Source organism: Pantoea sp. USMM079 (assembly GCF_037153115.1).
Taxonomy (GTDB): domain Bacteria; phylum Pseudomonadota; class Gammaproteobacteria; order Enterobacterales; family Enterobacteriaceae; genus Pantoea; species Pantoea communis.
This window is the reverse complement of record NZ_JBBCKX010000033.1, coordinates 1-21,180: the sequence shown is the minus strand read 5'-3', so window position 1 is coordinate 21,180 and position 21,180 is coordinate 1. Positions and strand designations below refer to the sequence as shown.

At 51.1% G+C, this 21,180-nt stretch carries 21 protein-coding genes; 13 read left to right on the top strand and 8 right to left on the bottom strand.

Features of this window, described 5'->3' with window-relative positions:
- Positions 1–5: 5 nt before the first annotated feature.
- Together WFP70_RS25005 and WFP70_RS25000 are read left to right on the top strand one after the other, a co-directional pair.
- Complete coding sequence (locus WFP70_RS25005) at positions 6–371, top strand: hypothetical protein (RefSeq protein ID WP_442956370.1); 366 nt, start codon at positions 6–8, stop codon at positions 369–371.
- Positions 371–1,885, top strand: a complete 1,515-nt coding sequence (locus WFP70_RS25000) for a conjugal transfer protein TraG N-terminal domain-containing protein (protein ID WP_337024761.1) — start codon at positions 371–373, stop codon at positions 1,883–1,885. The genes WFP70_RS25005 and WFP70_RS25000 overlap by 1 nt, the downstream gene beginning before the upstream one ends.
- Before the next feature lie 27 nt (positions 1,886–1,912).
- Here WFP70_RS25000 and WFP70_RS24995 read toward each other — a convergent pair whose 3' ends face one another.
- Complete coding sequence (locus WFP70_RS24995; RefSeq protein ID WP_337024740.1) at positions 1,913–2,320, bottom strand: DUF3742 family protein; 408 nt, start codon at positions 2,318–2,320, stop codon at positions 1,913–1,915.
- A gap of 610 nt (positions 2,321–2,930) precedes the next feature.
- Between WFP70_RS24995 and WFP70_RS24990 the strand changes: the two genes are divergently transcribed.
- The 4 genes from WFP70_RS24990 (at position 2,931) to WFP70_RS24975 (ending at position 5,883) form a co-directional block, all read left to right on the top strand.
- On the top strand, positions 2,931–4,517 hold the full coding sequence (locus WFP70_RS24990) for a methyl-accepting chemotaxis protein (protein ID WP_337024741.1): 1,587 nt from the start codon (positions 2,931–2,933) through the stop codon (positions 4,515–4,517).
- A 109-nt stretch (positions 4,518–4,626) separates the two neighbouring features.
- A complete protein-coding gene (locus tag WFP70_RS24985) occupies positions 4,627–4,884 on the top strand; it encodes a hypothetical protein (protein WP_337024742.1) in 258 nt (85 codons plus the stop codon).
- A gap of 139 nt (positions 4,885–5,023) precedes the next feature.
- The gene (locus WFP70_RS24980; protein ID WP_337024743.1) at positions 5,024–5,395 is read left to right on the top strand and encodes a hypothetical protein; all 372 of its coding nucleotides are present in this window, start codon (positions 5,024–5,026) and stop codon (positions 5,393–5,395) included.
- Between the two features lie 257 nt (positions 5,396–5,652).
- The gene (locus WFP70_RS24975; RefSeq protein WP_337024744.1) at positions 5,653–5,883 is read left to right on the top strand and encodes a hypothetical protein; all 231 of its coding nucleotides are present in this window, start codon (positions 5,653–5,655) and stop codon (positions 5,881–5,883) included.
- Positions 5,884–6,610: 727 nt separating this feature from the next.
- Here the strand turns inward: WFP70_RS24975 and WFP70_RS24970 are convergent.
- Positions 6,611–7,594: an amidohydrolase family protein gene (locus WFP70_RS24970; protein ID WP_337024745.1), complete on the bottom strand. Its 984-nt coding sequence runs from the start codon at positions 7,592–7,594 to the stop codon at positions 6,611–6,613.
- A 136-nt stretch (positions 7,595–7,730) separates the two neighbouring features.
- Here WFP70_RS24970 and WFP70_RS24965 point away from each other — a divergent pair, with 136 nt between their 5' ends.
- Positions 7,731–8,483 (top strand): MauE/DoxX family redox-associated membrane protein, encoded by a 753-nt coding sequence (locus tag WFP70_RS24965; protein ID WP_337024746.1) that lies wholly within the window; start codon positions 7,731–7,733, stop codon positions 8,481–8,483.
- Between the two features lie 224 nt (positions 8,484–8,707).
- On the opposite strand, the gene WFP70_RS24960 is transcribed toward WFP70_RS24965, so the two are convergent.
- Positions 8,708–10,702 carry a BCCT family transporter gene (locus WFP70_RS24960; protein ID WP_337024747.1) on the bottom strand — a complete coding sequence of 665 codons (1,995 nt, stop codon included), beginning with the start codon at positions 10,700–10,702 and terminating at the stop codon, positions 8,708–8,710.
- Between the two features lie 422 nt (positions 10,703–11,124).
- Between WFP70_RS24960 and WFP70_RS24955 the strand changes: the two genes are divergently transcribed.
- The gene (locus WFP70_RS24955) at positions 11,125–11,334 is read left to right on the top strand and encodes a CsbD family protein (protein ID WP_337024748.1); all 210 of its coding nucleotides are present in this window, start codon (positions 11,125–11,127) and stop codon (positions 11,332–11,334) included.
- Positions 11,335–12,048: 714 nt separating this feature from the next.
- Complete coding sequence (locus WFP70_RS24950; RefSeq protein WP_337024749.1) at positions 12,049–12,633, top strand: DUF2913 family protein; 585 nt, start codon at positions 12,049–12,051, stop codon at positions 12,631–12,633.
- 260 nt (positions 12,634–12,893) lie between these two features.
- On the opposite strand, the gene WFP70_RS24945 is transcribed toward WFP70_RS24950, so the two are convergent.
- The 3 genes from WFP70_RS24945 to WFP70_RS24935 form a co-directional block, all read right to left on the bottom strand.
- Positions 12,894–14,132, bottom strand: a complete 1,239-nt coding sequence (locus WFP70_RS24945; protein WP_337024750.1) for a diguanylate cyclase domain-containing protein — start codon at positions 14,130–14,132, stop codon at positions 12,894–12,896.
- Between the two features lie 1,001 nt (positions 14,133–15,133).
- Positions 15,134–16,036 (bottom strand): Rpn family recombination-promoting nuclease/putative transposase, encoded by a 903-nt coding sequence (locus WFP70_RS24940; protein WP_337024751.1) that lies wholly within the window; start codon positions 16,034–16,036, stop codon positions 15,134–15,136.
- 79 nt (positions 16,037–16,115) lie between these two features.
- On the bottom strand, positions 16,116–16,889 hold the full coding sequence (locus tag WFP70_RS24935) for a nucleotidyltransferase domain-containing protein (protein WP_337024752.1): 774 nt from the start codon (positions 16,887–16,889) through the stop codon (positions 16,116–16,118).
- A 258-nt stretch (positions 16,890–17,147) separates the two neighbouring features.
- On the opposite strand from WFP70_RS24935, the gene WFP70_RS24930 reads away from it, so the two are divergent.
- The 4 genes from WFP70_RS24930 (at position 17,148) to WFP70_RS24915 (ending at position 19,232) form a co-directional block, all read left to right on the top strand.
- Entirely contained in the window at positions 17,148–17,651 is a 504-nt protein-coding gene (locus WFP70_RS24930; RefSeq protein WP_337024753.1) for a hypothetical protein, read from the top strand.
- 10 nt (positions 17,652–17,661) lie between these two features.
- Positions 17,662–18,093 (top strand): type II toxin-antitoxin system YafO family toxin, encoded by a 432-nt coding sequence (locus WFP70_RS24925; protein ID WP_337024754.1) that lies wholly within the window; start codon positions 17,662–17,664, stop codon positions 18,091–18,093.
- A 90-nt stretch (positions 18,094–18,183) separates the two neighbouring features.
- Positions 18,184–18,696, top strand: coding sequence for a hypothetical protein (locus WFP70_RS24920; RefSeq protein ID WP_337024755.1), 513 nt, complete (start codon positions 18,184–18,186; stop codon positions 18,694–18,696).
- 56 nt (positions 18,697–18,752) lie between these two features.
- Entirely contained in the window at positions 18,753–19,232 is a 480-nt protein-coding gene (locus WFP70_RS24915) for a hypothetical protein (RefSeq protein WP_337024756.1), read from the top strand.
- Between the two features lie 345 nt (positions 19,233–19,577).
- Here the strand turns inward: WFP70_RS24915 and WFP70_RS24910 are convergent, their stop codons facing one another.
- Both WFP70_RS24910 and WFP70_RS24905 read right to left on the bottom strand, forming a co-directional pair.
- Entirely contained in the window at positions 19,578–20,606 is a 1,029-nt protein-coding gene (locus tag WFP70_RS24910) for a tyrosine-type recombinase/integrase (RefSeq protein WP_337024757.1), read from the bottom strand.
- 358 nt (positions 20,607–20,964) lie between these two features.
- On the bottom strand, positions 20,965–21,180 hold a 216-nt coding region (locus WFP70_RS24905), incomplete at its 5' end, for a MipA/OmpV family protein (RefSeq protein WP_337024758.1).

Sequence of the window (21,180 nt, the reverse complement as noted above, 5' to 3'; positions counted from 1 at the left end):
TGCCTATGAAAACTGAAAACGGGGCGCAACGCGCCTCATTTTTCCGCCGGCACCCCGCGCTGTTTCGTGTGCTGTCTACTGCCGGCGCTCTGCTGGCATTCCTCCTGGCCGGGCTCATCGTCGCGGACCGGGCTATCAAAGATCCTGCTCAGGCCGCTGCATTTCGTGACTGGATGGAGCATGCCCGCTATGGCTGGCTGATATGGCGCCTGGCGGTTTATGGTGCGCTGGCGTGGGGTTTTGTGAAAGTATTTCGTGCGCCGGGCTTCGGCCCGCAACACCGCCAGCCTCTTATCCGCATTGCGGCTGTCAGCGTCATTTTTGCCGTCGTCTGTGAACTTGTGCTGCTCGGCGGCACGGGAGCGTCATGATGCTGACTAACAGCTACCTGGAATATTTCCTTACCCTGCTTGGCTGGGTTGTGAACAACGGACTCTGGAATATTCTCATCACAACCGGCCTGTTTGCCGCGCCTGTCGCTTTCCGGCTTATCGGCATCTGGCTGAAAGTTCGCGAGGAGGGTGAAGATGAGGGTAATAAAGGTGCTCTGTCCATACCCCGCATGGAACATGCGATTTACACATCTTTTCTGGTGATGATTGCCTGCTGTATGCCGCTGATGAACGTCGATATGAGCACGATAAAATATGACACGTCGCGTGCGCAGAGCTGCGGTACGTGGACGCCAAAAGCGCCCGATGACACGGGATATTCACCGGTCATATCGAGCATTAACGATCAGACGGCTGCCGCGCCGGTATGGTGGTATTTGATTCACAAGCTAGCAAAGGGCATTACGCAGGCGTCTGTTGCCACAATCCCGTGCCGTCCGGACATGCGTCAGCTCCGCTTTGAGGTTCAGCACACGCGGATTAACAACAAATCTCTTGCGGAAGAGCTGCAGGACTTTACCAACGACTGCTATTCACTCGCGCTGTATATGTGGAAACGTCAGGATCAGGATCAGGGGCAGACAAAAGACAAAGCGACGCTGCGTGATATTGAGTGGATAGGCAGCAAAACCTTCCTCAGTAATTATTACGGCAGCCTGCAATCGAAAACGCCCCGGGCGGAATTTGCCTGGAACGAAGGCCGCGATAGCGGAAGGCCGGATACCGGCCGGGGTGGCTACCCAACCTGCAGCGAGTGGTGGAATAAAACGGAAACCGGACTGCAGGCCCGCGTTGTTGATCAGGCTGACCCTGGGTTATGGACGCGATTATCCGCTGCTATGACGATGATCGGGGGCAACTCAGCAGACTATAAGGAGGCCATTATCCGCCGTCTGGTCAGCCCTGAGAGTTTGACCGTATCGCAGGGTGGGCATGTCTATGCCGGCTACGGAGGCAATGCCGATTTTACGCTTGATAACTCCGTTGCCCGCGTAGCTGCGATCGGCGGCACTGCTTTAGGCAGTCTAGCGGCATACCCGGCATTCGATGCCATGCGTCAGGCGCTACCAATGGTGCAGGCTGTGTTACTCATGGCGGTGGTGGTGATTCTGCCGCTTATCCTGGCGTTCTCAGCCTATGAAATTAAGACCGTCATTACACTCACGTTTGTGCTTTTTGCACTGAACTTCCTGACATTCTGGTGGGAGCTGGCTCGATGGCTCGACAGCTGGCTGATGACAGCGCTATACAGTTCTGACACACACAGTAGCTTTAACATGGTGGGTTTTCAGAACAGTTCAGATGATCTGATTATGAATTTTGTTATGGCGACGATGTTTCTGGTGCTGCCTGCAGTTTGGATGGGGGCTCTGTCATGGGCGGGCATTAGAATAGGTAGCACTTTAGACGGTGCATTCAAAAGTGGAACCTCTCAGGTTCAGAAGAGTGGGGGAGAAGCCGTTGAGAAGGCAAAAGGGGCAGTGAAAATGTAATCAAACCGACGATTAGTTTAGCATCGGCTAATCGTCGTCTTCTCTGTCTAACCTCGAAGCAGTTACCGTAATATCGTCAGGACCACTGTAGAATCCATCTCCGTCATTCCCGCTTCTGAATTGCCCACCTGCAGCACCGGAGCTGTTAGATGACGTAGTATCCAAATCATCTAATGCACTTAGCTGAATGTGGCGAACCATATAAACGAAAGCAGCAACAATGATGATTACTGTGCCGAGTGCAAATCCCGCAACTAAAACCAGAGTCAGGAGTATAAGAACTGAAAAGGGCACAACAGATTTTCCTATCGATGCAGGTATCTTTTTCCTGTCTGCCCAGGCTGCAAAGCGATCATCGGCATCATAGTAAACACGAGATAAGCGCTTCCAGACAGACGCAGCTTTTGTTCCGCGAGCATATGCGGTTGAACTCATACGCGCCTCAATTAAATTTACCTTAACCTGACGATACCGAAAGTTAACCAGAATTGCACATTGAGTAAAACCGCCAATTGGTAGTTACAACACACATAAATACTCCTATTAACACCCACACCTAGCCGAATCTGAAACCTCTTGCCCCTCTCAACCCTGACCCGCGCCGTGCCTGAACCCCGGTTGCCCCCACTGGACAGCCGCCGCCGCCCGGCTCGCAGGGCCGGTAAGTCGTTTAAGGCTTTGGATTGAATGCTGTAACTACTGGGTTCTTCGTGGGTGTTCGTGTTACCGCGGGTTCTTTCTTTCGTCTGCGACCGTCTGGCTTCAGTGCGCCTGAAAGGCCGCTGCTTAAACGGCGGTCAAGCAGGGATAAAATTGCACATCCCATGCCAGTTTCTGCGCGGTGACACACATTCCTCTTCGGGGACCTGTACATTCTTTAAACTTTGCAGAAAACAAGCCGATAACGAATCCGAACAATTTGTTAACTAATTATATCCGGGCTAAGCGTTACTGGAAGCTATGCAACCTGTCCAGAAGCTGACCCTGATAGTTCATTTATCCCAGGGATTTACAGAGACGAGACACTGACATGAAAATTAAGGATATGGGCGTAGGCACCCGGCTTGGTGGGGGATTTGCACTGGTTATGCTGCTTATGGTGGCCATGGTGGTGATCGGCGTTTTTCACCTCCGCGGCATGATGGCGGATACCCGCGCCACCACGAGCAATTACCTTGTGCGTGAACGGCTCTCGACTGAATGGCTGTCCATTATTGATACCAATGCCGCGCTGGGTCTGGCGGTAATGACTTCCGGAGACGAGGGCGTAAAACAATACGCTGCGGATGAGATGAAGAAAAATTCCGCCCGGGCCAGCGTCGTCCAGAAAGAGCTGGTCAGCCTGGTTATCTCCGGCGAAGGGGAAAGACTGATGAAGGCGGTGTCGGATGCGCGTGAGGCATACACCGTAACCCGTAAAGAAGTGCTTCAGATTAGCGCTGCGGGAAATGCAGCTGAAACCAGCGCAGCAATACGAAACCGCCTGCTGCCGTCAATGAAGGCTTACTCTGTGGCCGTGCAAGCGGTCGTTAAAAATCAGCAGAGCGCTATCGATGACAGTGCTTTACATATCCAGCAAGGAGGCGCCACAGCCGTCTGGACGCTGTACGGTGTCGGTCTGGCTGCTTTAATACTGAGTGCAATTCTGGCGTTATTCATTACCCGCAGCATTGTCATCCCTCTGCGCTCAGCGGTCGCGGTCTCCCGCGCGGTGGCCTCCGGCAATCTGACGATTGATGTTGAGGTTCACTCAAGGGACCAGGTGGGCCAGTTGATGGAAGCACTGCGTGAGATGACGGAAAGCCTGCGTAATACCGTGATGAAAGTGCGGAATGGCTCTGACAGTATCTCCTCTGCCGCCGGCGAGATTGCGCTCGGTAACCGGGAACTGTCATCCCGGACGGAAGAGCAGGCCGCCAGCGTGGAACAGACTGCCGCCACGCTGGAGCAGCTCACCGCCACCCTGAATAACACCGCCGGCCACACGGCCAGCGCGCGCGAGTTTGCGTCGGAAACGACCGCGCTTGTGAAGAGTAACGGCTCGTTGATGAGCGACGTGTCCACCGGAATGAAAGCCATTTCAGAGTCCTCATCCAGGATGTCGGGCATCATTTCAGTTATTGATGGCATTGCCTTCCAGACTAACATTCTGGCCCTCAACGCCGCAGTTGAGGCGGCCCGGGCAGGTGAATCGGGCAGGGGGTTTGCGGTGGTGGCCGGTGAGGTGCGCACACTCGCACAGCGAAGTGCCTCTGCGGCACGCGAGATCAAAACGCTGATTGATGACTCCGTTTCCAGAATTGATGCAGGTAACGTACTGGTCGATAAGGCTCATAAAGGTATGGAAGGTATTGTCAGTAACGTCAGTAGCATCGAACAGCTCATTAACGAAATCGCTCAGGCCGCCAGTGAACAGAATGACGGCATTGCTCAAATCAATATCGCGATGGAGCAGATTGACACAACGACCCAGCAGAATGCGGCGCTTGTGGAGGAGTCTTCCACTGCAGCACAGCTGATGGCAGAGCATGCAGCCATTATGAGTGAACGCGTCAGTGTTTTCCGGCTTGATGCAACGCACGAAGTCAATGCATATGGCGACGTGCCGCAGCTCAGCCCTCTCCCGGTATAGCGTTTACTGACATAAAAGAGTCGGGCCAGGTGGACTGAGGCGGGTGGCGGGATTGGATTTTTGTGATTACGCTTTCTGCTTCAGGAATAGGGAATATCTGGAGTGCACTATGGCCCGTCTTAAAGCAGAAAGCTCAATAAGTCATTCAGAAGCGCGCATCGAAATGCTCCGGTGCTACCTGCGCGAGTCAGAAATTATTCTGCGTGCGCTGGAAGAACAGACAACCACGGTAAGAGAAACGTTGCTGCACGAGAAGCGGCTGAGCGCAGCCCGGAGGGAGCACCTGCAGCTGCAGAACGAACTCGATCTGGCTACTGAAAAATATAACAGACTCATCCGTCAGAAAAAGGTCATGCAGCCTGCCTGATCAGGGGCACCGCCAGCATTTCTGAAAAAATGTTGTTACCCGCATCCCTCTGCGCTCAGCGGTCGCGGTCTCCTGCGCGGTAGCCTCCAGAAATCTGACGATTGATGTTGAGGGGAACGCCAGGGATCAGGTCGGCCAGTTGATTGAGGCACTGGGTGAGATGACGGAGAGCCTGCGGATTACCGTGATGAAAGTGCGGAATGGTCCTGACAGTTTCTCCTCTGCCGCCGGCGAGATTGCGCTCAATAACCGGGAGCTGTCATCCCGGACGGAAGAGCAGGCCGCCAATGAACAGAATGACGGCATTGCTCAAATCAATATCGCGATGGAGCAGATTGACACAACGACCCAGCAGAATGCAGCGCTTGTGGAAGAGTCTTCCACTGCAGCACAGCTGATGGCAGAGCATGCAACCATTATTAGTGACCGCGTCAGAGTATTCCGTCTCGATGCAACTCATAAAGCCAGTGAGGGTATCGGCGTGGAGCAGCTCAGGTCTCTCCCGGTATAGCGTTTTATTCATAAAGGGTGCGCTGCACACTTTATGATATCCAACCCTACTTAATTACTCGGTCTGTCATAGACCTGTCAGGTGTGCACGTAATCTGTAAAAACTGTCATCGCCGTTTCGACCGGCTGAGGACGCGATCAAGCCTGTGAAACGCTCCGCTTTTAATTAAGTTGCATCAGACATGCACTTCAAATATAAAGAGGTTCTGATACCCATTCGGCGGTTTCACTTTTCCCGGGCAGGGCACTGACTGGCGCATGTATGGCACATCCTTATCGGGGGATACGATCCGATTTAATCCCATTGAAGCTTTGCTGCTGGCAGCCGCGCTGTGTTTTTTGCTGATGGCTTCAGGAAAATCGATTGACCGGGAAAGCATTCTCGTTCAGCTTCGGCATTCTGAACAGTATGCTGTTGATGGCATGAAAGCGTTGTATTCCTCCGCTATCTTTCTGATGTCCGACGGTAAAACTGATTACATCAGCTAAATCATTACTGCGAAATTTTTAAAGCCACAGCAGTAAGTGACATTTTAAATTTCGCAGGAAACCCCCGGTCAGCGCTGGGCAGATATATAAACAGGCTACTAAAAACTTAAGGCATGAACCGTTGTCAGTCTTATCCGCGTAACCGGTGCAGTGCCAGAAGAGTGAAGTCAGAACCCCTTTGACTTTTAGTCAGAAAGTCACCGGCAGGTGATGTTGAACTAACAAATCACTCGCATATATTAACCGGCTGGTGAGCCTTAATAATTGCAATATTTCTCAGTGACATAAGAAAATACAGGTACACTTGTCATACCTGTAACGCCGTTCCTCGACAATGGAAAATGCCATTACTCAACCGGAAGCGACCCTATAATCTTAACCGTCATCACACTAAAAATTGAAGTAATAAAAAACCCGGCTATAGGCCGGGCGGTATAAACTGCACCATTAATACGGAACCAGCATTGTTCCTGCATGAAAAATTAACATTAAATCATCCCTGCCGCCAGTAACATTACTTACATATTAAAATTAATTCATAATTCTCTGATTATAAATGCTTTAATCTCTTTGCTAAAAACTTAGCTAAACAGTACGCCTACTCATAATTACCTCATGAACTAATACTTAGCAGTCCAAACCATTAATACATTCAGGGCTTCGCTTATTAACCAGTAATCACGAGTGAGGTAACACTCTTTGCTCACAAAGTTTGACCATTTATAATTCAGGCGCTTTTTTTATTTGTTAACCGCGTCCAGTTGCTGTGTGAAAACTTCATTCTTTCCTCATGTGTCAGGTCACTATCCTCAATAAATCGTCTGGCATCGCCGCCCGGGCGATACTGATAGGGATAGTCAGACGAAAATAGAAGGCGGTCTGCGCCCACGATATTTTTGGCGCGCGCGAGATACTCTTTACTGAACATGCCACTTGCCGTGACGTACAGGTTTTGCGAAAGATAATGCGAAAAGGAATGCTTTAGTCCGGATATGCGGTCCAGGGCAGCCAGGCGTTCGGCGTAAAAAAGCACGACCTCTCCCCAGTGTCCCAGGATAACCTGCAAATCAGGCAGTCGGTCAAAGATCCCGGAAAGCACCAGCCTCACAAATTGCATGCCCGCATCATAATGCCAGCCCAGGGCGTACATGGAGAGCGCTGCATTAACGTCGGGCGTAAAGCCTGAGTAATAGGTATCCCTGACAGCCCTGGCAGGTGTACGGGGATGCAGCAAAACCGGCACGCCAAGCCTGGCTGCAGCCTCAAATATCGGATAAAAAGACGCGTGATCCAGATTATGATGATCAGCCCGACCGCACAGCATTGTGCCCGTAAACCCCATCGTGCTGACGCAACGTTCGAGTTCTCTGGCGGCTGCGTCAGGGGCCGCCACGGGAAGGGCAGCCATTCCCTGGTAGCGTGCGGGGTGAGAAGCTATCGCTTCCGCAACGGCATCATTGGCCCTTAAAGCCAAATCGATGCTTTCAGATCCCAAATCATGTAATGCCGGTGTTGTCAGGGATAAAACCTGCACATCAATGCCGGTTTCGTCCATCAGGCCAAGGCGTTCATCCGACAGGTCCAGAAGACGACGCTGCAGCTCCCCGGCGTGAATTGCCACGCTCGGATCAGATGCCGCCAGGTTCATGGCCTCCCACGCGAGCTGAATCTCTGTGGTCATGTAATGCTCTTCAATCGCAATAATTTTCACATCTTCTCCTTTTCGGCTATGACTTAACGTTAAACCTTAGTTCTGTTTCAGAGTGACAGGCAAAACAGTCGTTGTGCCTTAGCTCCTGACAGGGCCGGGGCTCAAAGGTGCTTTAGCCCGAAAAAGAGGAGGCAAAATGCATTCTGCAGGACAGAAAACAGCAATTATCTTTCGCATGGTGATGATAGAGCATGTCTGCCCATACGGCCTGAAATCTCTCTGGCTGCTACGGCACGAGGGTTATAACGTTGAAGACCGCTGGCTTACTACCCGCCAGGAAACGGATGAGTTCAGGGCAGAGCAAGGGGTCAAAACCACGCCTCAGACCTTTATTGATGGGGTAAGAGTGGGAGGATATGATGACCTGCGCGAATATCTGTGCAAACCTCTTCATGCCTCAGATGAGAAGTCATACCGGCCCGTTATTACGGTCTTTACTATGGCGGCGCTGATGTCGCTGGCCGTCACATTATCCCCGACAGACAAGCCAGTGATGATAGACATTGTCGCAAGGTTTATTGCATTCAGCATGGCCGTCCTGGCATTGCTGAAACTGCGTGACGTCGAGAGTTTTTCGACGATGTTTCTGGGATATGATTTACTCGCCCGGCGATGGGTCCCCTATGCCTATCTTTATCCCTTTGGCGAGGCGCTGGCGGCATTACTGATGATTGCGGGGATAATGCCCTGGTTCTCCGCGCCGGTGGCATTGTTTATCGGAGTGGTGGGCGCGATTTCTGTTATCAAAGCGGTTTACATTGATAAACGGGAACTGCGCTGCGCCTGTATGGGAGGAGACAGCAATGTCCCGCTGGGCTTTATTTCTCTGACCGAAAATCTGATGATGATTCTGATGGGGGCATGGACGGCGCTCGGTGCGTGGTTCTGATTTATGTCCCCTGACGGCCTTGCGCAACGTTTACGCATGTAAATAACCCGTCATGGCAGGAGGCACGGTTCCATATTACCTTAATGGGATGTTCATGCTGACTGCCTGCTGGAAGGGAATGATGTGGGTGCGAGATGTTCGGCTCTTTTAGGGCGAATGAATTCCGCTCCGGGAGTTCCAGGTCAGAGAGGCATCATCGCCTCTCTGACCCAAAAGCTTAAACGTCAGCGGACGATATGCAGGAAGTGAAGGTGTTTTTCATACTGATCCAGAATGTCATGAATGATTTGTTCCTGTGTCCAGCCCATCACATCATAATCCTGTCCACCTTCTTTTAGATAAACTTCGGCACGATAGTACCGGTGAGCTTCATCCCTGTCGCTTTCGCTCATGCCCGCCAGGGCAAACGCAGGCTGCATGTATGACCGCAGCCGGACCTGATAAACGAAATTCAGTTCGTTACCCAAATCAACTTCAAAGTGGATACGATCTTCGGCATCCGCACTGGTGTGCGATGTGGTGTTCTGTTTTGCCAGTTCCTGTTCAACGAGCTGCATGGCCGGGTAAATCACTTCGCTCATAAATCGCTTCACGTGCGATCGTTTGGGGAAGTAGGCGATGTTACGCAGACGTCGCTGCCAGGGTATAGGATTACGGGCAGCGGTGGGGGCAATAGTGGCGATCTGCTTACTGTCCCGCTTCCATGCATCCACGCGCAGCGCCTTCATCAGACCGTAAATTGACATCAGCAGTATAACCGCGAAAGGCAAAGCGCTGGCGATGGTCACCGTCTGAAGCGCTTTCATTCCGCCGGCCAGTAAAAGCGTCACGGCTACCACGCCCATCAGCGCAGCCCAGAATATGCGTTGCCAGACCGGCGTTTTATCCGTACCTCCTGAGGCAAGCGTATCCACGACCATGGCGCCGGAGTCAGCTGATGTCACAAAGAACACGACCACCATGGCCATCGCAATAAAGGACAACACCGAGCTGAACGGGAAATGCTCAAGAAAATTAAAGAGAGCCAGCGTCTGGTCTGACTGCACCGTCTGGGCAAGATCGCGCGCACCTTCCTGCATGATGAGCCAGATGGCGCTATTTCCAAAGAACGTCATCCACAGCAGTGTGAACCCGGCCGGCACAAACAGAACGCCGGTAACGAATTCCCGTATGGTGCGCCCACGTGACACACGAGCGATAAACATACCGACGAACGGAGACCACGCCAGCCACCATCCCCAGTAGAATAATGTCCAGCCGCCCAACCATTTGCTGGACTTTGGCTCATAAGCGTAAAGATTGAACGTTTTGGTGACCAGTTCCGACAGGTATCCCCCGGTATTCTCAACGAAGGACTTCAGCAGCAGGACCGTCGGCCCGAGCGCACCGACCAGGATCAGCAGCAGAACGGCCAGGCTGAGGTTTATTTCGGAAAGAATGCGGATCCCTTTATCCAGCCCGGAGACCACGGAAAGAGTCGCAAGCGCAGTGATCACAACAATCAGGATGACCTGCATAGTTTCATTGACCGGCAGTCCAAAAAGATAGTTGAGTCCGGCATTCACCTGCAGAACACCATACCCGAGGGATGTTGCCACCCCGAGAACCGTGCCGATAACGGCAAAAATATCAACAGCGTGCCCCATCCAGCCGTAAATTCTGTCCCCAATAATGGGGTAGAGAGCCGACCTGAGCGTCAGGGGCAAGCCATGGCGGTAACTGAAAAAGGCAAGTATAAGCGCGACTATCGCGTAGATAGCCCAGGCATGCAGCCCCCAGTGGAAGAAAGTGATACGCAGCGCTTCTTTTGCCGCCTGTACGGTTTCCGGATCGCCCGCCGGGGGAGACATATAGTGCATCACCGGCTCGGCCACGCCAAAGAACATGAGGCCGATACCCATACCAGCAGAAAACAGCATGGCGAACCAGGAGTGATAGCTGAAGTCCGGTTCCGCATGATCGGGGCCAAGCTTAATATCTCCATAGCGGGACAGTCCCAGATAAGCCACCGTCAGGAGGATCAGGGCTACAGCGAGAATATAAAACCAGCTGGCATTCGCGAAGAGCGCGCTCTGTAGCGCATTCAGCTGTGAGTCAGCCTGTTCGGGAAAAATAGCCGCAAAGGCCACCAGTACGAAAATCAGCGCCGCGGAAGTGAAAAATACGGGGGGATTGATGTGGCTGCGTTTCCCTTTAACATCAGATTCGGAAGAGGTCATAACAGTCCTGTACAGATTAAATGAAGTCCAAATGTAACAATGAGTATTGAACAGTAAAACCACTCCTGCATTAATTGGCGAAAGATCCACCATTAATTCTTTGTGTCATGACGATATTTCCGGTACTTCAACCAGAAAAAAACTGCTTACTAAAGCGGGATTGCGTCCTGACAGCGGCGGACAGTTCAGTCAAAAAGTGCTTCCACATCTGCACAAAATTGCAGATGGTTAGCGTCAGCACGCCGGTCTGACGTAACGGACGCCGCTGAAATTGAGGCTGTAAAACTGCATGGCCGAACTCCGCGCAAATCCGGAAGTGTGATCCTGAACCGGGTGGAATGCTCACTGTGAACCATAATTTAAGGCACGGGGCATCATGAAATGTGCCGCCTGAGGGTTTTAATTCAGTTGAGGAGATTGATATGAACGAAGATCGCATCAGCGGAAACTGGAAGCAGTTCAAAGGCAAAGTAAAAGAACAATGGGGCAAGCTCACAGATGATGATATGGATGTGGCGGAAGGGAAGCGCGATCAATTGGTCGGCCGTATACAGGAACGATACGGTTACGGTAAAGAACAGGCCGAAAAAGAGCTGAAGGACTGGGAGGACTCTAATCACTTTCGCTGGTAACAACCGAGATGAAACATTAAATCAGTAATTATGCCGGTTTTGATAAATTTATGAGCCTGCCAGAGGGACTATTCAGCATCAGGCCGCTGATTTTTCATGGGCTGTATGGCAGGCCGTTCAGACACATCTCTCCCTATTGATACTCAGATTTCCTTATGCGTTGGCTTAATGCAGGCAGGCTACGCCTTTATTTAGAGCGTATTGCTGGCTCTGTTCTCACAGAAAAAATTAAGAGGCCAACATTGTTGCACGTGATAAAGAACCGTGAATGAACTCATCCTGTCGCGATGCGCGGAAATACGATTGCCGTCAAGCCAGGCGCCTTAGTGAGGTTTACAACTTAAGTGCCTCTGATGATTCGTTACAGAAAACAAATACCCGCCAGACCTGGCGGGTCAAATAAATCAGTAATGGAAATCTCGCATGCAACAGCGTAGCTGTGTATACACATCAATGTTACTATTCCTCAACCCGAAATCATATTTACCTTTTGTTACTGGTCATATGAGTTTCCAATGATCAGTTTTTATATTCACCCTTTCTGTCAGAATTGACCTGTCTCTGACATCAGCAGGGCCAGCAACACCATACCTTCAACTAACAGATAACCAGGGTGAAATTAAATCCTGTACGGGGTACGATCAGCAATTACCTTTTCTACTGCCGCCCGTCGATGACTCAGTGGCAACTTCAAATAACCGCATAATTTTAATAATGGATACCTCAAACCTCTACGTCGATCATCTTGCCTGGTGCGGGCTTATCGCACTGAACATGGCACGTCACGCTGGAACCGTCAGTTCAGCTGCGCAGGAAAACCTCTTCTTATGCAGATGGCTGGCGACAGCGGAAAAGAAACGACTGTTCCGGCGGGAGCTGGCCAATGACATACGCTGGCTTCTGAAAGAAGGCAGGGAAAAGGGGCTCAGGGCGGATCTTCCGGGCAAACTTGAATATCTGTGGCGGGCAAGCCGTGGCGATTTACTGGCACAGAATGACCTGTTTCGCCTTCAGCACGTTATGCATGCGATTACCCTGACAGGTATTAGCTATGGCGTGCTCACTGAAAGCGAGTGGGAAGGGCGTCATGCGGTAAAACTCAGACCCAATGTACCCGGGCTGTTTATCAGAAAAAGCGATCTGGATACGGGGTTTGGTGATGACGGGCGACAGGTTAAAACGCTTGCCGTTCGTATTACCGCTGATACCTCAGCAGTTGATGCGCTGCTCATCCGGGCTGGCTGGCGACGCGAATCAGACGCTACTATTCCCTTTCTTCATCAGCTAAGTGCATGCTAAAGAGAGGTTAGCACAGTGATTAGAGACGAATTTTATTGAAAATTGCCTTCGTGCCGTAAATCTACTTCACCTTAAAGACTGTAACTTCAAAGGGCGAATCTGAAAACTGCCCTGCCAGAAGCCACTTTAAACTCAAAATAGGGATTTTTTTCTGGGATAGTCTATAGTTATCGCCGGGTTTAACCCAATCTCTTGGAAACTTGAATTTTTACCCGACACTCAATCTGTCGGGTTTTTTTACTCTCTTCAGAATCCTTTGTTCAGCCACCATAAAACTGATAAGAACCCGTTCGTTTTGCTTTCGCCTGATACATCGCTCTGTCAGCGTTATCAAATAACTGATCGACGGATACTGATCCAAAGCCTGCAAGGCTGATTCCTATGGAGGCCCCGATACGCACTTCCATTTTATGAATAACGAATGGCTCCTGGAGGCTGTCAATAAGACGCTGTGCGATGGCAGAAGCCGCCTCGCGATTGTGGCATTTAGCGGCTATGACGAACTCATCTCCCCCAAGGCGCGCCACTGAGTCCCCCGGGCGCATGCAGTTTTTTAATCGCTCACTCACCTGCTGCAGCAATACGTCACCCGCCGCGTGCCCCAAGGTATCGTTAACGGGTTTGAATCCATTAAGATCGATAAAAAGAACGGTTGTGAAAGTGAGATCTTCTCCCTGAGACAGCATCCCTTTGACTTTATCGTAAACCCAGGCCCGGTTGGGCAATCCGGTCAACATGTCCCGGGTAGCAAGTTTCTCAAGCCTTCTCATTTTTTCCTTATCACGGGTGATGTCGCGTGAGACAAGCACAGCTCCGATGTTATCGCCGGAAGAGGGATCGCTAACGCCACAGGCCTTTGTACCAAGCGTAATGTAATGCCCGTCCCGGTGCCTTTTGCGAACCTCTACAACGTCTGGCAGCACACCCCCCTCAAATATATGTGCTAATGCCTCCCCGGCGGATATGCGATCGTCAGGGTGGAGGAAATCCACCACGCGCTGGCCGACTATCTCGTCCACCGACCATCCAATCATTTCGCTGTATGACGGCGAAATCGATACATACCTGCCGTCCTTGTCACAATGCGCGATTAAGTCGGTGCTGTTTTCAATCAACAGCCTGTATTCGGCCGCCGTGCGCAGAGCATCTTCAAGTGCTTTACGCTGACCGGTTATATCAAGGATAAATCCATTGAAATGGCTGAGAGAGTTACTGATGGTGCATTCCGGTAAACCATACAAAATCACCCGGCGTCTGGTCCCGTCAAGGCAGTTGATAGGCACTTCTATGTTGAATGGGGTCAGCATTTCCAGCGCTGCAGTAAGTTGTTGCGCAATCGTTGCGTCATCATCAGCCTGTGCGAACTTCAGCCATGCACTCAGCGTGACGCCTTTCAGTGCGGGGAGCAGGCCCTGAGGGCTTTCCTGACTGGCAATACAGATGCCGCGGGCGTCAGTGGACCAAACGGCGGAAAGGGTAGGTTTGACCGCATTGCTCATTACTTTGAACTCCGTTTTAAACTGTCGATACTGATTAACCTCAATAATGATCGTGACAGATACCTTTTATCTGTCACTGCCGTGCCAGGAGTTCATCATTTAAGAGATCAAAGCGTTTCAATATGGGTATGGAAACCATGTTTAGCGTTGAAGATAAACCTGCAGAAATCAACCTGCGGATTATTTCTGGAGCAGTGGGGCCAGTCAGACACTATCGGCAATTTCGATGTCAATATTATCGGCTGATCAGCCTGCTAACTTAAGTGTCATACACAGCCTAAATGACGGCTGTTATCACTAAATGTATGGTGTCTCGTGTGCGGGCTTATCGCGCTGAACAGGGAGCGTCAGGCTGTAACCGTCAGTTCCGCTGGGCAGTAAAACCTCTTATTATGCAGATGGTTGGCGTCGGCTGAAGTGAAACGGCTGTTCAGACGTGGGTTGGCTACTGATATACGCCGACTTCTGAACAAAGAAGGGAATAGGGAGTCAGGGCGGTTCTGGCGGTCAAGCATCCGCGATTTACTGGCGCAGAATGACCTGTTTCGTTTTCAGCACGTTTTGCACGCTGTCACGCTGAAGGGTATAAATTATGGCATTCTCATGGAATCCAACTGGGAAGGGCGCCAGACAATAAAAATAAACCGAGAATCCCGGCGGTTTTTCCGAAAAAGCGATCTGGAAACGGGTTCTGATGAAAACGGAAGTCTGATAAAACAGCTGGGCCCCCGTATTTCCGCCTCACTCTTTGCGGTGGATGTGATGCTGTGACGTGCCGGCTGGAAACGCACTGCAGATGAAGGGTATCCCTTATTACATCTTCTGGTTACTGAAATTCAATGAAGCCGGCAAAGCCGTATTAAGTTTATAAGATAGATAATCAAAGTACAGCCCTGAGATTAGCTGGGGTTCACTTCAGCCAATATCAGGCTATTATTATGGCCCGTCAGAGGGTTGCTCAATGTTCAAAGACATAACATCCTGAAAGGGAAAAAAACGCCTTAGTGACGGATTTTAGAAAGCTCTTCTTCTGACAGACCCGTCATTTCTTTAACGGATTTCAAAGTCATGCCACTTTTGAGGAGTTTTTCAGCTATATCGACTCTGCTTTTATGCTCTCCCAGTTGCATGCCTTTCTCGATACCTTTTTGCTCCAGCTGCTGTGCGATGGTCATCAGAGCCTCCTCATGCTGCGGCACTCTTTGTGCCAGATTACGTACAAAGGCTTCAGCGTCTTCAGTTTCGCCTGCCTGTACAAGATAGTTTATCAGTGATACGAGTTGCTGTCCCGTCAGATGTCCGGTCAGGAGCGTTGTCGTCAGTCGATCAAGAAGTTCCGCCAGATCCCGGCGATGGATGTGCTTCTGGAGCAATGTCAGCGCTGCCATGCTGCGGTGATTCATAATCTCATCATCGGGTATAGCAGTAACGTCTACAAGTGGAAATGCCGTGCCGTATAAACTGGCAGCCATATCGGGATCGCTGAACTCCTGAAGCCAGTCTGTCGAATAGGGGTAAGGGCTACGTTGACCGGTATAAAACAGAACAGGGATCACCAGTGGAAGCTGCTTATGCCCCGCATCAAGGTGCCGCTGCATTGCCGCTATAGCGTAACGCATAAGACGAAACGCCATATGCCGATCGGGCGTAGACTGATGCTCGATCAGCACGTGTATATAGCCGTCACCACGGGTGGTTTTAACGCTGTAAAGCACGTCGCTGTAATAAGCGCGAAGGTTTTCTTCCACAAAACTGCCGGATTCAAGCCGTAGCGTGTTGAGGTCGCAGATGGCGCGAAATTCTTCAGGTACGTGTAGTTCAATAAAGTCGCGCGCGGTATCCGGGTGCGTAAGAAATGCCTTAAATGTTGCATCGTGCGGTGTCGGTGTTACTTTTTTACTCATGTTCCTGTAGTCCGTCAGCCAGACGTTCTTCCGCGTTGGAAGGAAAGTGTGCGCTAAAAAGGGAGCCAGCGACTGATGATTACTGACATCGCGTGCTGTACTCAGCATTCAGCCAGTAAGCGAATGTCGAAATCCTGCTGGCAAAAGTCATGATATCGCCTCGCGGCCGCTGGCTGATACTCAGCAGGTAGTCCATTTCTTCCGCAAGAGCTGGATACCGGTCATTAAATTTTGCGCAATGCTCTTCTAGCGTTGCCGGCCAGTCCGGGTCATTATCGTCTCTCAGAATACTCGTTGAACGAATGGCCTTACGTGCTGCCGCCCGCTGCAGCGCATGCCGTTGTAAAGGCTCTAATGTGGGTTTCATCCGGGATATGTAATCATTCAGTACAGTAAAAAAATCCCCGTTGACGGCAATCGCAATTTTTCTGGAGGGTCTGAAAGGCTCAAAGCGTTCACGCAAGTCCTCGCCATAAACGCAGACGCAGTGATGTCTGAGCCAGTATCCCCATCGCTCTCTGTTCTCAGGCAGCAGAACGTCATCGAGTACGCCCGGGTCGATATCGATTTTACTGATCACCGGATAATGACTCTCAAGAACAGATTTAGCCGCGGCTATTTTTTCAAAGGCGTCCGCGTCCGGCTGCTGAAAGAAAATCACGGTAAGATCGGCATCAGAGAACATTTCAATAGCCCTGCCTTCAGCCAGGCTGCCATAAACGTAGATGCTGTGGATCAGGCCTGGCACCGCTGCGGTAAGCTGATGCACGCTGTCAGTGACAAGCTGCGAGAAGGCAGACTGAAATCCCCCGAATCCGGGCTGGGTGATGAATCCGTTTTTATCTACTGCCATTACGTTTTCCTTCATTTCATACGTGAGGCCGCCGGATAATGCCAGGCGCCAGTACATAAAATCTATATTACCAGCAGCCTGGACAGACTTCAGTTCAGATGATCAGCACTCATACCCCACACGATATTTGAAGACACACTCACAGGAGAGTGTTCCACTCAATGAGCCTGTCAGACCTTCCGGTCTATTTAACCCTGAGACAGTCCGGTGCAGTTGGTGTAAAATGATGACAAACCTCGCCGAGGAGCCGGAGCTGATATGATTAACCTGAATAACTTTGCCTGTGACATGCCTTACATTGCGGCCGCGTTCAACGCGCACTTCCGCAAATCAAGCGCATGGCCTCAGGGAACACGTTCAGCAGGCATAAGTGATGTAATTGGTCAGGCCTATCCGCTGTCACAGGCTCTGGAAGATCTGGCGCGCGTCCGCGAAGATCTTCGCACCACCTACCATGTCCTCGTCAGCATGTCAGATTTTGATGAAGCGACCCGGATTGGTGACAGTATCCATGAGTCAGTCTCAATCCTGCTTCTCGAGTTGCGCGCACTCGAGTCTATCGTAAAGAAGGCGGGTAGGACGGATACTACACAACAGGCCTATCTGCGACCCGTTTCACTTGCAAGGGAAGCCGCGCGCGATCTACAGGATTTACTGCAGCAGATGACCGGTGAAGCTGAGCGCCAGGAAAGCAATATCAACCTGATGCACCTTCGCAGGCTTGCAGAGCACGGAACCCGTATCGCAGGCACGCGTCACTGAGTAACGGCTGGTGAGCTTCAGCGTCAGTCTTAATCCGGACTCCTGCGACCGTTATTTTCGCGCGTTTTTTGCGTCTCATCCGGATGTGTCTCCACAACTCGCAGATGATTTACTGCGTGATTTTGAGCTGTATAAACGTTACGGACGTAAGCCAGACTATTTTGGCCGTGACTGCCGCTACGATCGCCCTGAATCCATTATCAGTTCTGAGATCTACCACATCCATTTGGACCTTGTTTCAACAGTTCCCTTCAACGGGCAGCGGGTGCAGTTCCGGCAGGTGAGTGATACTGCACTGGTCTACACCCGGGGATTTTTTAATGAAGACGCTTACAGCATCCTGGCCGTCCTGGAGCCCGCGCACACCATGGCTTCAGCAGGCAACAATGCACTCATGCGCACTTTTCAGCACTATGCTGACACCTTCCGCAATCAGAACTGATATCTGTTTTGCACACGCCCAGCCATCATCAGTCTGAACGATTTACGGTGGTCCCTCCCTTATAACCTTGGCTCATGGAGAGAGCGTCAGATGAAGTCATGTTCATACACCACATTACTTTTAGCGACCACGGTGTTGCTGGGCTGCGTTTTTGCCTTTTTCATATGGCGGGACGAAGTACATCAGACTACATTTCTGGCAAAACAAACTGTGCGGGCGCTGTTTGTAGCCAGTCTGGTCCTCGGTTTATGTCTTTCAGGAAGTATAAAAAAGTGGGGTAAAGGAAAACAGATTCATGGGGTTACTGACAATATTAAGCTAGTTGCAGGTACTGTTCTGGTTGCTTACTTCATTATCTATGCATTACTGATCACCCTCACATGGATGCTTCCTGGCAAAATGAGCACTTACACTTCCAGCTATGAGTATTCGGCTCGTTCACGTAACAGTTGTTCCGGGGTGGACGTTGATGATCCCGACCTGAAAAGGCAGATAAAAGTGTGCGAACCTGCAGGTAATTATTACTATCGCGGTAATATCCGTGTGACTAAACGGAGCAATGTGCTGGGAATGACTGTCGTTTATGCGACCACTGAATACTGAATCAGAGCTTATAAAGCTTCCCGGCTATTAAGGAAGAGGATAAAGAGGATCAGGCTATGCGCAATCATCAACAGACCAGGCCCCGTAAACTCTATCGCAGAGTCAATACTACAACACGTCATGATTCTAATAACCCAGGCGCTGAATACCGATGGGAACGTAATCGCAAAAAAATGGAGGACAACCTGCTACCAAAGCTTGGTTCAATGCATAGCAGGCAGAAACGAGGCCGGGACTACACGCCTTTATTTCACTTTTTGATAAACCGGATTGGCCAGCCTTGGGATACCACGTTCAGCGAAGCCTGTGGTCGATTGGATACTACCGAACCTATATTCTGGCTGGTTGCGCTTCATGAATACCAGCAACAGGATTTAGTCCGCATTGGAGAAAGCAGCTATTACCCTGGATTGTTTATCGATGAAGAGGGTCTGCTGCAGCAAGTGAATACTGCAGTCACAGAGAAAGACGTAAACGTGGCCTGCCGCTGCTGCACTCATACCTTTGTTGGCGTACCTGTAACCAGAGAAAAATGATTTTAGGAAACAGTCTGTTATTCAGTCGAGGAAGCGCAAAAGGCCGTTATCAGCTTAGCGCCCCTCCTTGTCGGATGGTGTCTCTGAAGTCGACATCTGTGCACAGTATTCATCTGTTCGAGTTTTTACCAACAATACCAAAGCTGAACGTTGACCGTGCCGTTGAGTTGCTGGATGTGACTTACCCGACAGCGAACACCGCAGTGAAAAGCCTCGTAGAGGCAGGGGTGTTGGTTGAAATGTTCGGAAGATCCCGTCACCGGAGCTACGAATACAGACGGCATGTTTAACTTCTTCGAAAACACTCGCACTCATCCCGATACTGATTAAGCAGGATCGGGGGTATCAGCTATCCTCTTCCATCAGCCCAATCATGGCCCCTTTATGTGCCTCAACCATTCTGATATACCGCATTACCGTCTGGGTCTGTGTCCAGGTGCCCTCCTGCATAATTTGTGCGATCGATATACCCTTTCTTGCCATATCCTGCGCGGCACCAACGCGCGCGCTGTGTCCACTCCAGCTGGAATAGCGTCCCTTGTTGGTTTTAAGGGGAGTTTTCGCTCCAGCGTGATGCCTTGCGCGGCGCCAGATATCTTCCAGACACGGGGCGCTCATGGGCACGGTTGAGACTGTGGTAACTTTGTTTGACCGGTGTATGGGGCAGAACAGTACCGCATCAGGTTCACCCGCCAGACCGGCCGCGTTAATCCATTCCATCAGCCGTTCGGATGAGCGCGCGCTGAGCGCCTTAACGATACCCCCCGACTGCAGAATGGTTTTTGTCCAGCCCACGTCGAGGATAATGCGACCGTCGGCCGCCCGTGAAATGTCCCGCACCCTGAGGCGTGACAACTCGCTCATACGCAGCAGGGTGCCGTAAGCCACGTGTATGAATGCCAGGTCCCGCAGGTGCTGAAGCCGGAGCGAATGCTTCCAGGCGGCATCGAGACGGTTCAGGTCCGGCCGGCAGAAGGGTACCGCCTGCCCGGTGCGCTCGCCCGAGACGACGGCCGTACGGTTAATTTTCTTTTTAGCACGGATAACGTCCGGTGAAACCGTCGGAGGCACCAGGCCGGCGTTACGGTGTAACATTGCCAGAAGAGCACCGTGCACCGAGATGGTCGAGGTTGATCGGCCAATCGCCTGCAGGTGAAACAGATAGTCCTGCATGTCCTCGGGCGACATCGGCAGAAATGACCGCCGGTTTTCCTGCGACCAGCGCCAGCAGATCCGCATCACGCTCAGCAGCTGGCGCCACGTGTTAGGCGAGAAGGCCTCGCGGTGCCGGACGAACGCGGCCAGTTTCGCGGTGAGATCGTCATCGGCGCTGCCGCTGAGGGCCACACCGGTAAAACCGGAGATGTCGTTCATATTTGCTCAGTATTTGCCCGTTTAGCTGACAGCATCGCTACGTGAATTCTGCAGAAAGAGCAGGGCAGATGCCCGTCAGATTTTACGTAGCGCTGCCGGAGTTTTAACCGCCTTCGTACAGAATCCAGTTGGCAGTACGGCGTCCAGGTCCCGCAGTTGCGTATAAATAGTCGGAAAGACCAGGATCCGGCCCGGATCCGCATGATACAGGGGTTTCTGGCGTTTGTCTGGCCTTATATAACACTTATTATATAAGGCCAGAAATTACAAAGTTGACTGATGTCTATATGATGAGAGATGGGATGGACTGAATTCAATAAAATTTATGGAGGAATAAGGGGTAATACTGAATTTTTAACTACCAGGAGTAACCAATCCCGGTAATAAAGAACCACTCTCCATTATGTTGCACCAGTGGACTGTCCGCGATCCCTTTATCGTAATACTCATAATTGGCTGCAAGCATTCCAATCCAGTGGGAACTGAATCGGTAACTGGTTACGACTGAAGCCATCGGCGAAATAGTAGTACCGGTATCCCAGCTATTTCGGTCTGATGATGATTCAGATGAAGA

What these genes read in the sequence shown, in the direction of transcription:
- WFP70_RS25005 (WP_442956370.1), top strand. Translation starts at nt 6, where the DNA reads ATGAAAACTGAAAACGGGGCGCAACGCGCCTCATTTTTCCGCCGGCAC.
- WFP70_RS25000 (WP_337024761.1), top strand. Translation starts at nt 371, where the DNA reads ATGCTGACTAACAGCTACCTGGAATATTTCCTTACCCTGCTTGGCTGG.
- WFP70_RS24995 (WP_337024740.1), bottom strand. Translation starts at nt 2,320, where the DNA reads ATGAGTTCAACCGCATATGCTCGCGGAACAAAAGCTGCGTCTGTCTGG.
- WFP70_RS24990 (WP_337024741.1), top strand. Translation starts at nt 2,931, where the DNA reads ATGGGCGTAGGCACCCGGCTTGGTGGGGGATTTGCACTGGTTATGCTG.
- WFP70_RS24985 (WP_337024742.1), top strand. Translation starts at nt 4,627, where the DNA reads ATGGCCCGTCTTAAAGCAGAAAGCTCAATAAGTCATTCAGAAGCGCGC.
- WFP70_RS24975 (WP_337024744.1), top strand. Translation starts at nt 5,653, where the DNA reads ATGTATGGCACATCCTTATCGGGGGATACGATCCGATTTAATCCCATT.
- WFP70_RS24965 (WP_337024746.1), top strand. Translation starts at nt 7,731, where the DNA reads ATGCATTCTGCAGGACAGAAAACAGCAATTATCTTTCGCATGGTGATG.
- WFP70_RS24960 (WP_337024747.1), bottom strand. Translation starts at nt 10,702, where the DNA reads ATGACCTCTTCCGAATCTGATGTTAAAGGGAAACGCAGCCACATCAAT.
- WFP70_RS24955 (WP_337024748.1), top strand. Translation starts at nt 11,125, where the DNA reads ATGAACGAAGATCGCATCAGCGGAAACTGGAAGCAGTTCAAAGGCAAA.
- WFP70_RS24950 (WP_337024749.1), top strand. Translation starts at nt 12,049, where the DNA reads ATGGATACCTCAAACCTCTACGTCGATCATCTTGCCTGGTGCGGGCTT.
- WFP70_RS24945 (WP_337024750.1), bottom strand. Translation starts at nt 14,132, where the DNA reads ATGAGCAATGCGGTCAAACCTACCCTTTCCGCCGTTTGGTCCACTGAC.
- WFP70_RS24940 (WP_337024751.1), bottom strand. Translation starts at nt 16,036, where the DNA reads ATGAGTAAAAAAGTAACACCGACACCGCACGATGCAACATTTAAGGCA.
- WFP70_RS24935 (WP_337024752.1), bottom strand. Translation starts at nt 16,889, where the DNA reads ATGGCAGTAGATAAAAACGGATTCATCACCCAGCCCGGATTCGGGGGA.
- WFP70_RS24930 (WP_337024753.1), top strand. Translation starts at nt 17,148, where the DNA reads ATGATTAACCTGAATAACTTTGCCTGTGACATGCCTTACATTGCGGCC.
- WFP70_RS24920 (WP_337024755.1), top strand. Translation starts at nt 18,184, where the DNA reads ATGAAGTCATGTTCATACACCACATTACTTTTAGCGACCACGGTGTTG.
- WFP70_RS24915 (WP_337024756.1), top strand. Translation starts at nt 18,753, where the DNA reads ATGCGCAATCATCAACAGACCAGGCCCCGTAAACTCTATCGCAGAGTC.
- WFP70_RS24910 (WP_337024757.1), bottom strand. Translation starts at nt 20,606, where the DNA reads ATGAACGACATCTCCGGTTTTACCGGTGTGGCCCTCAGCGGCAGCGCC.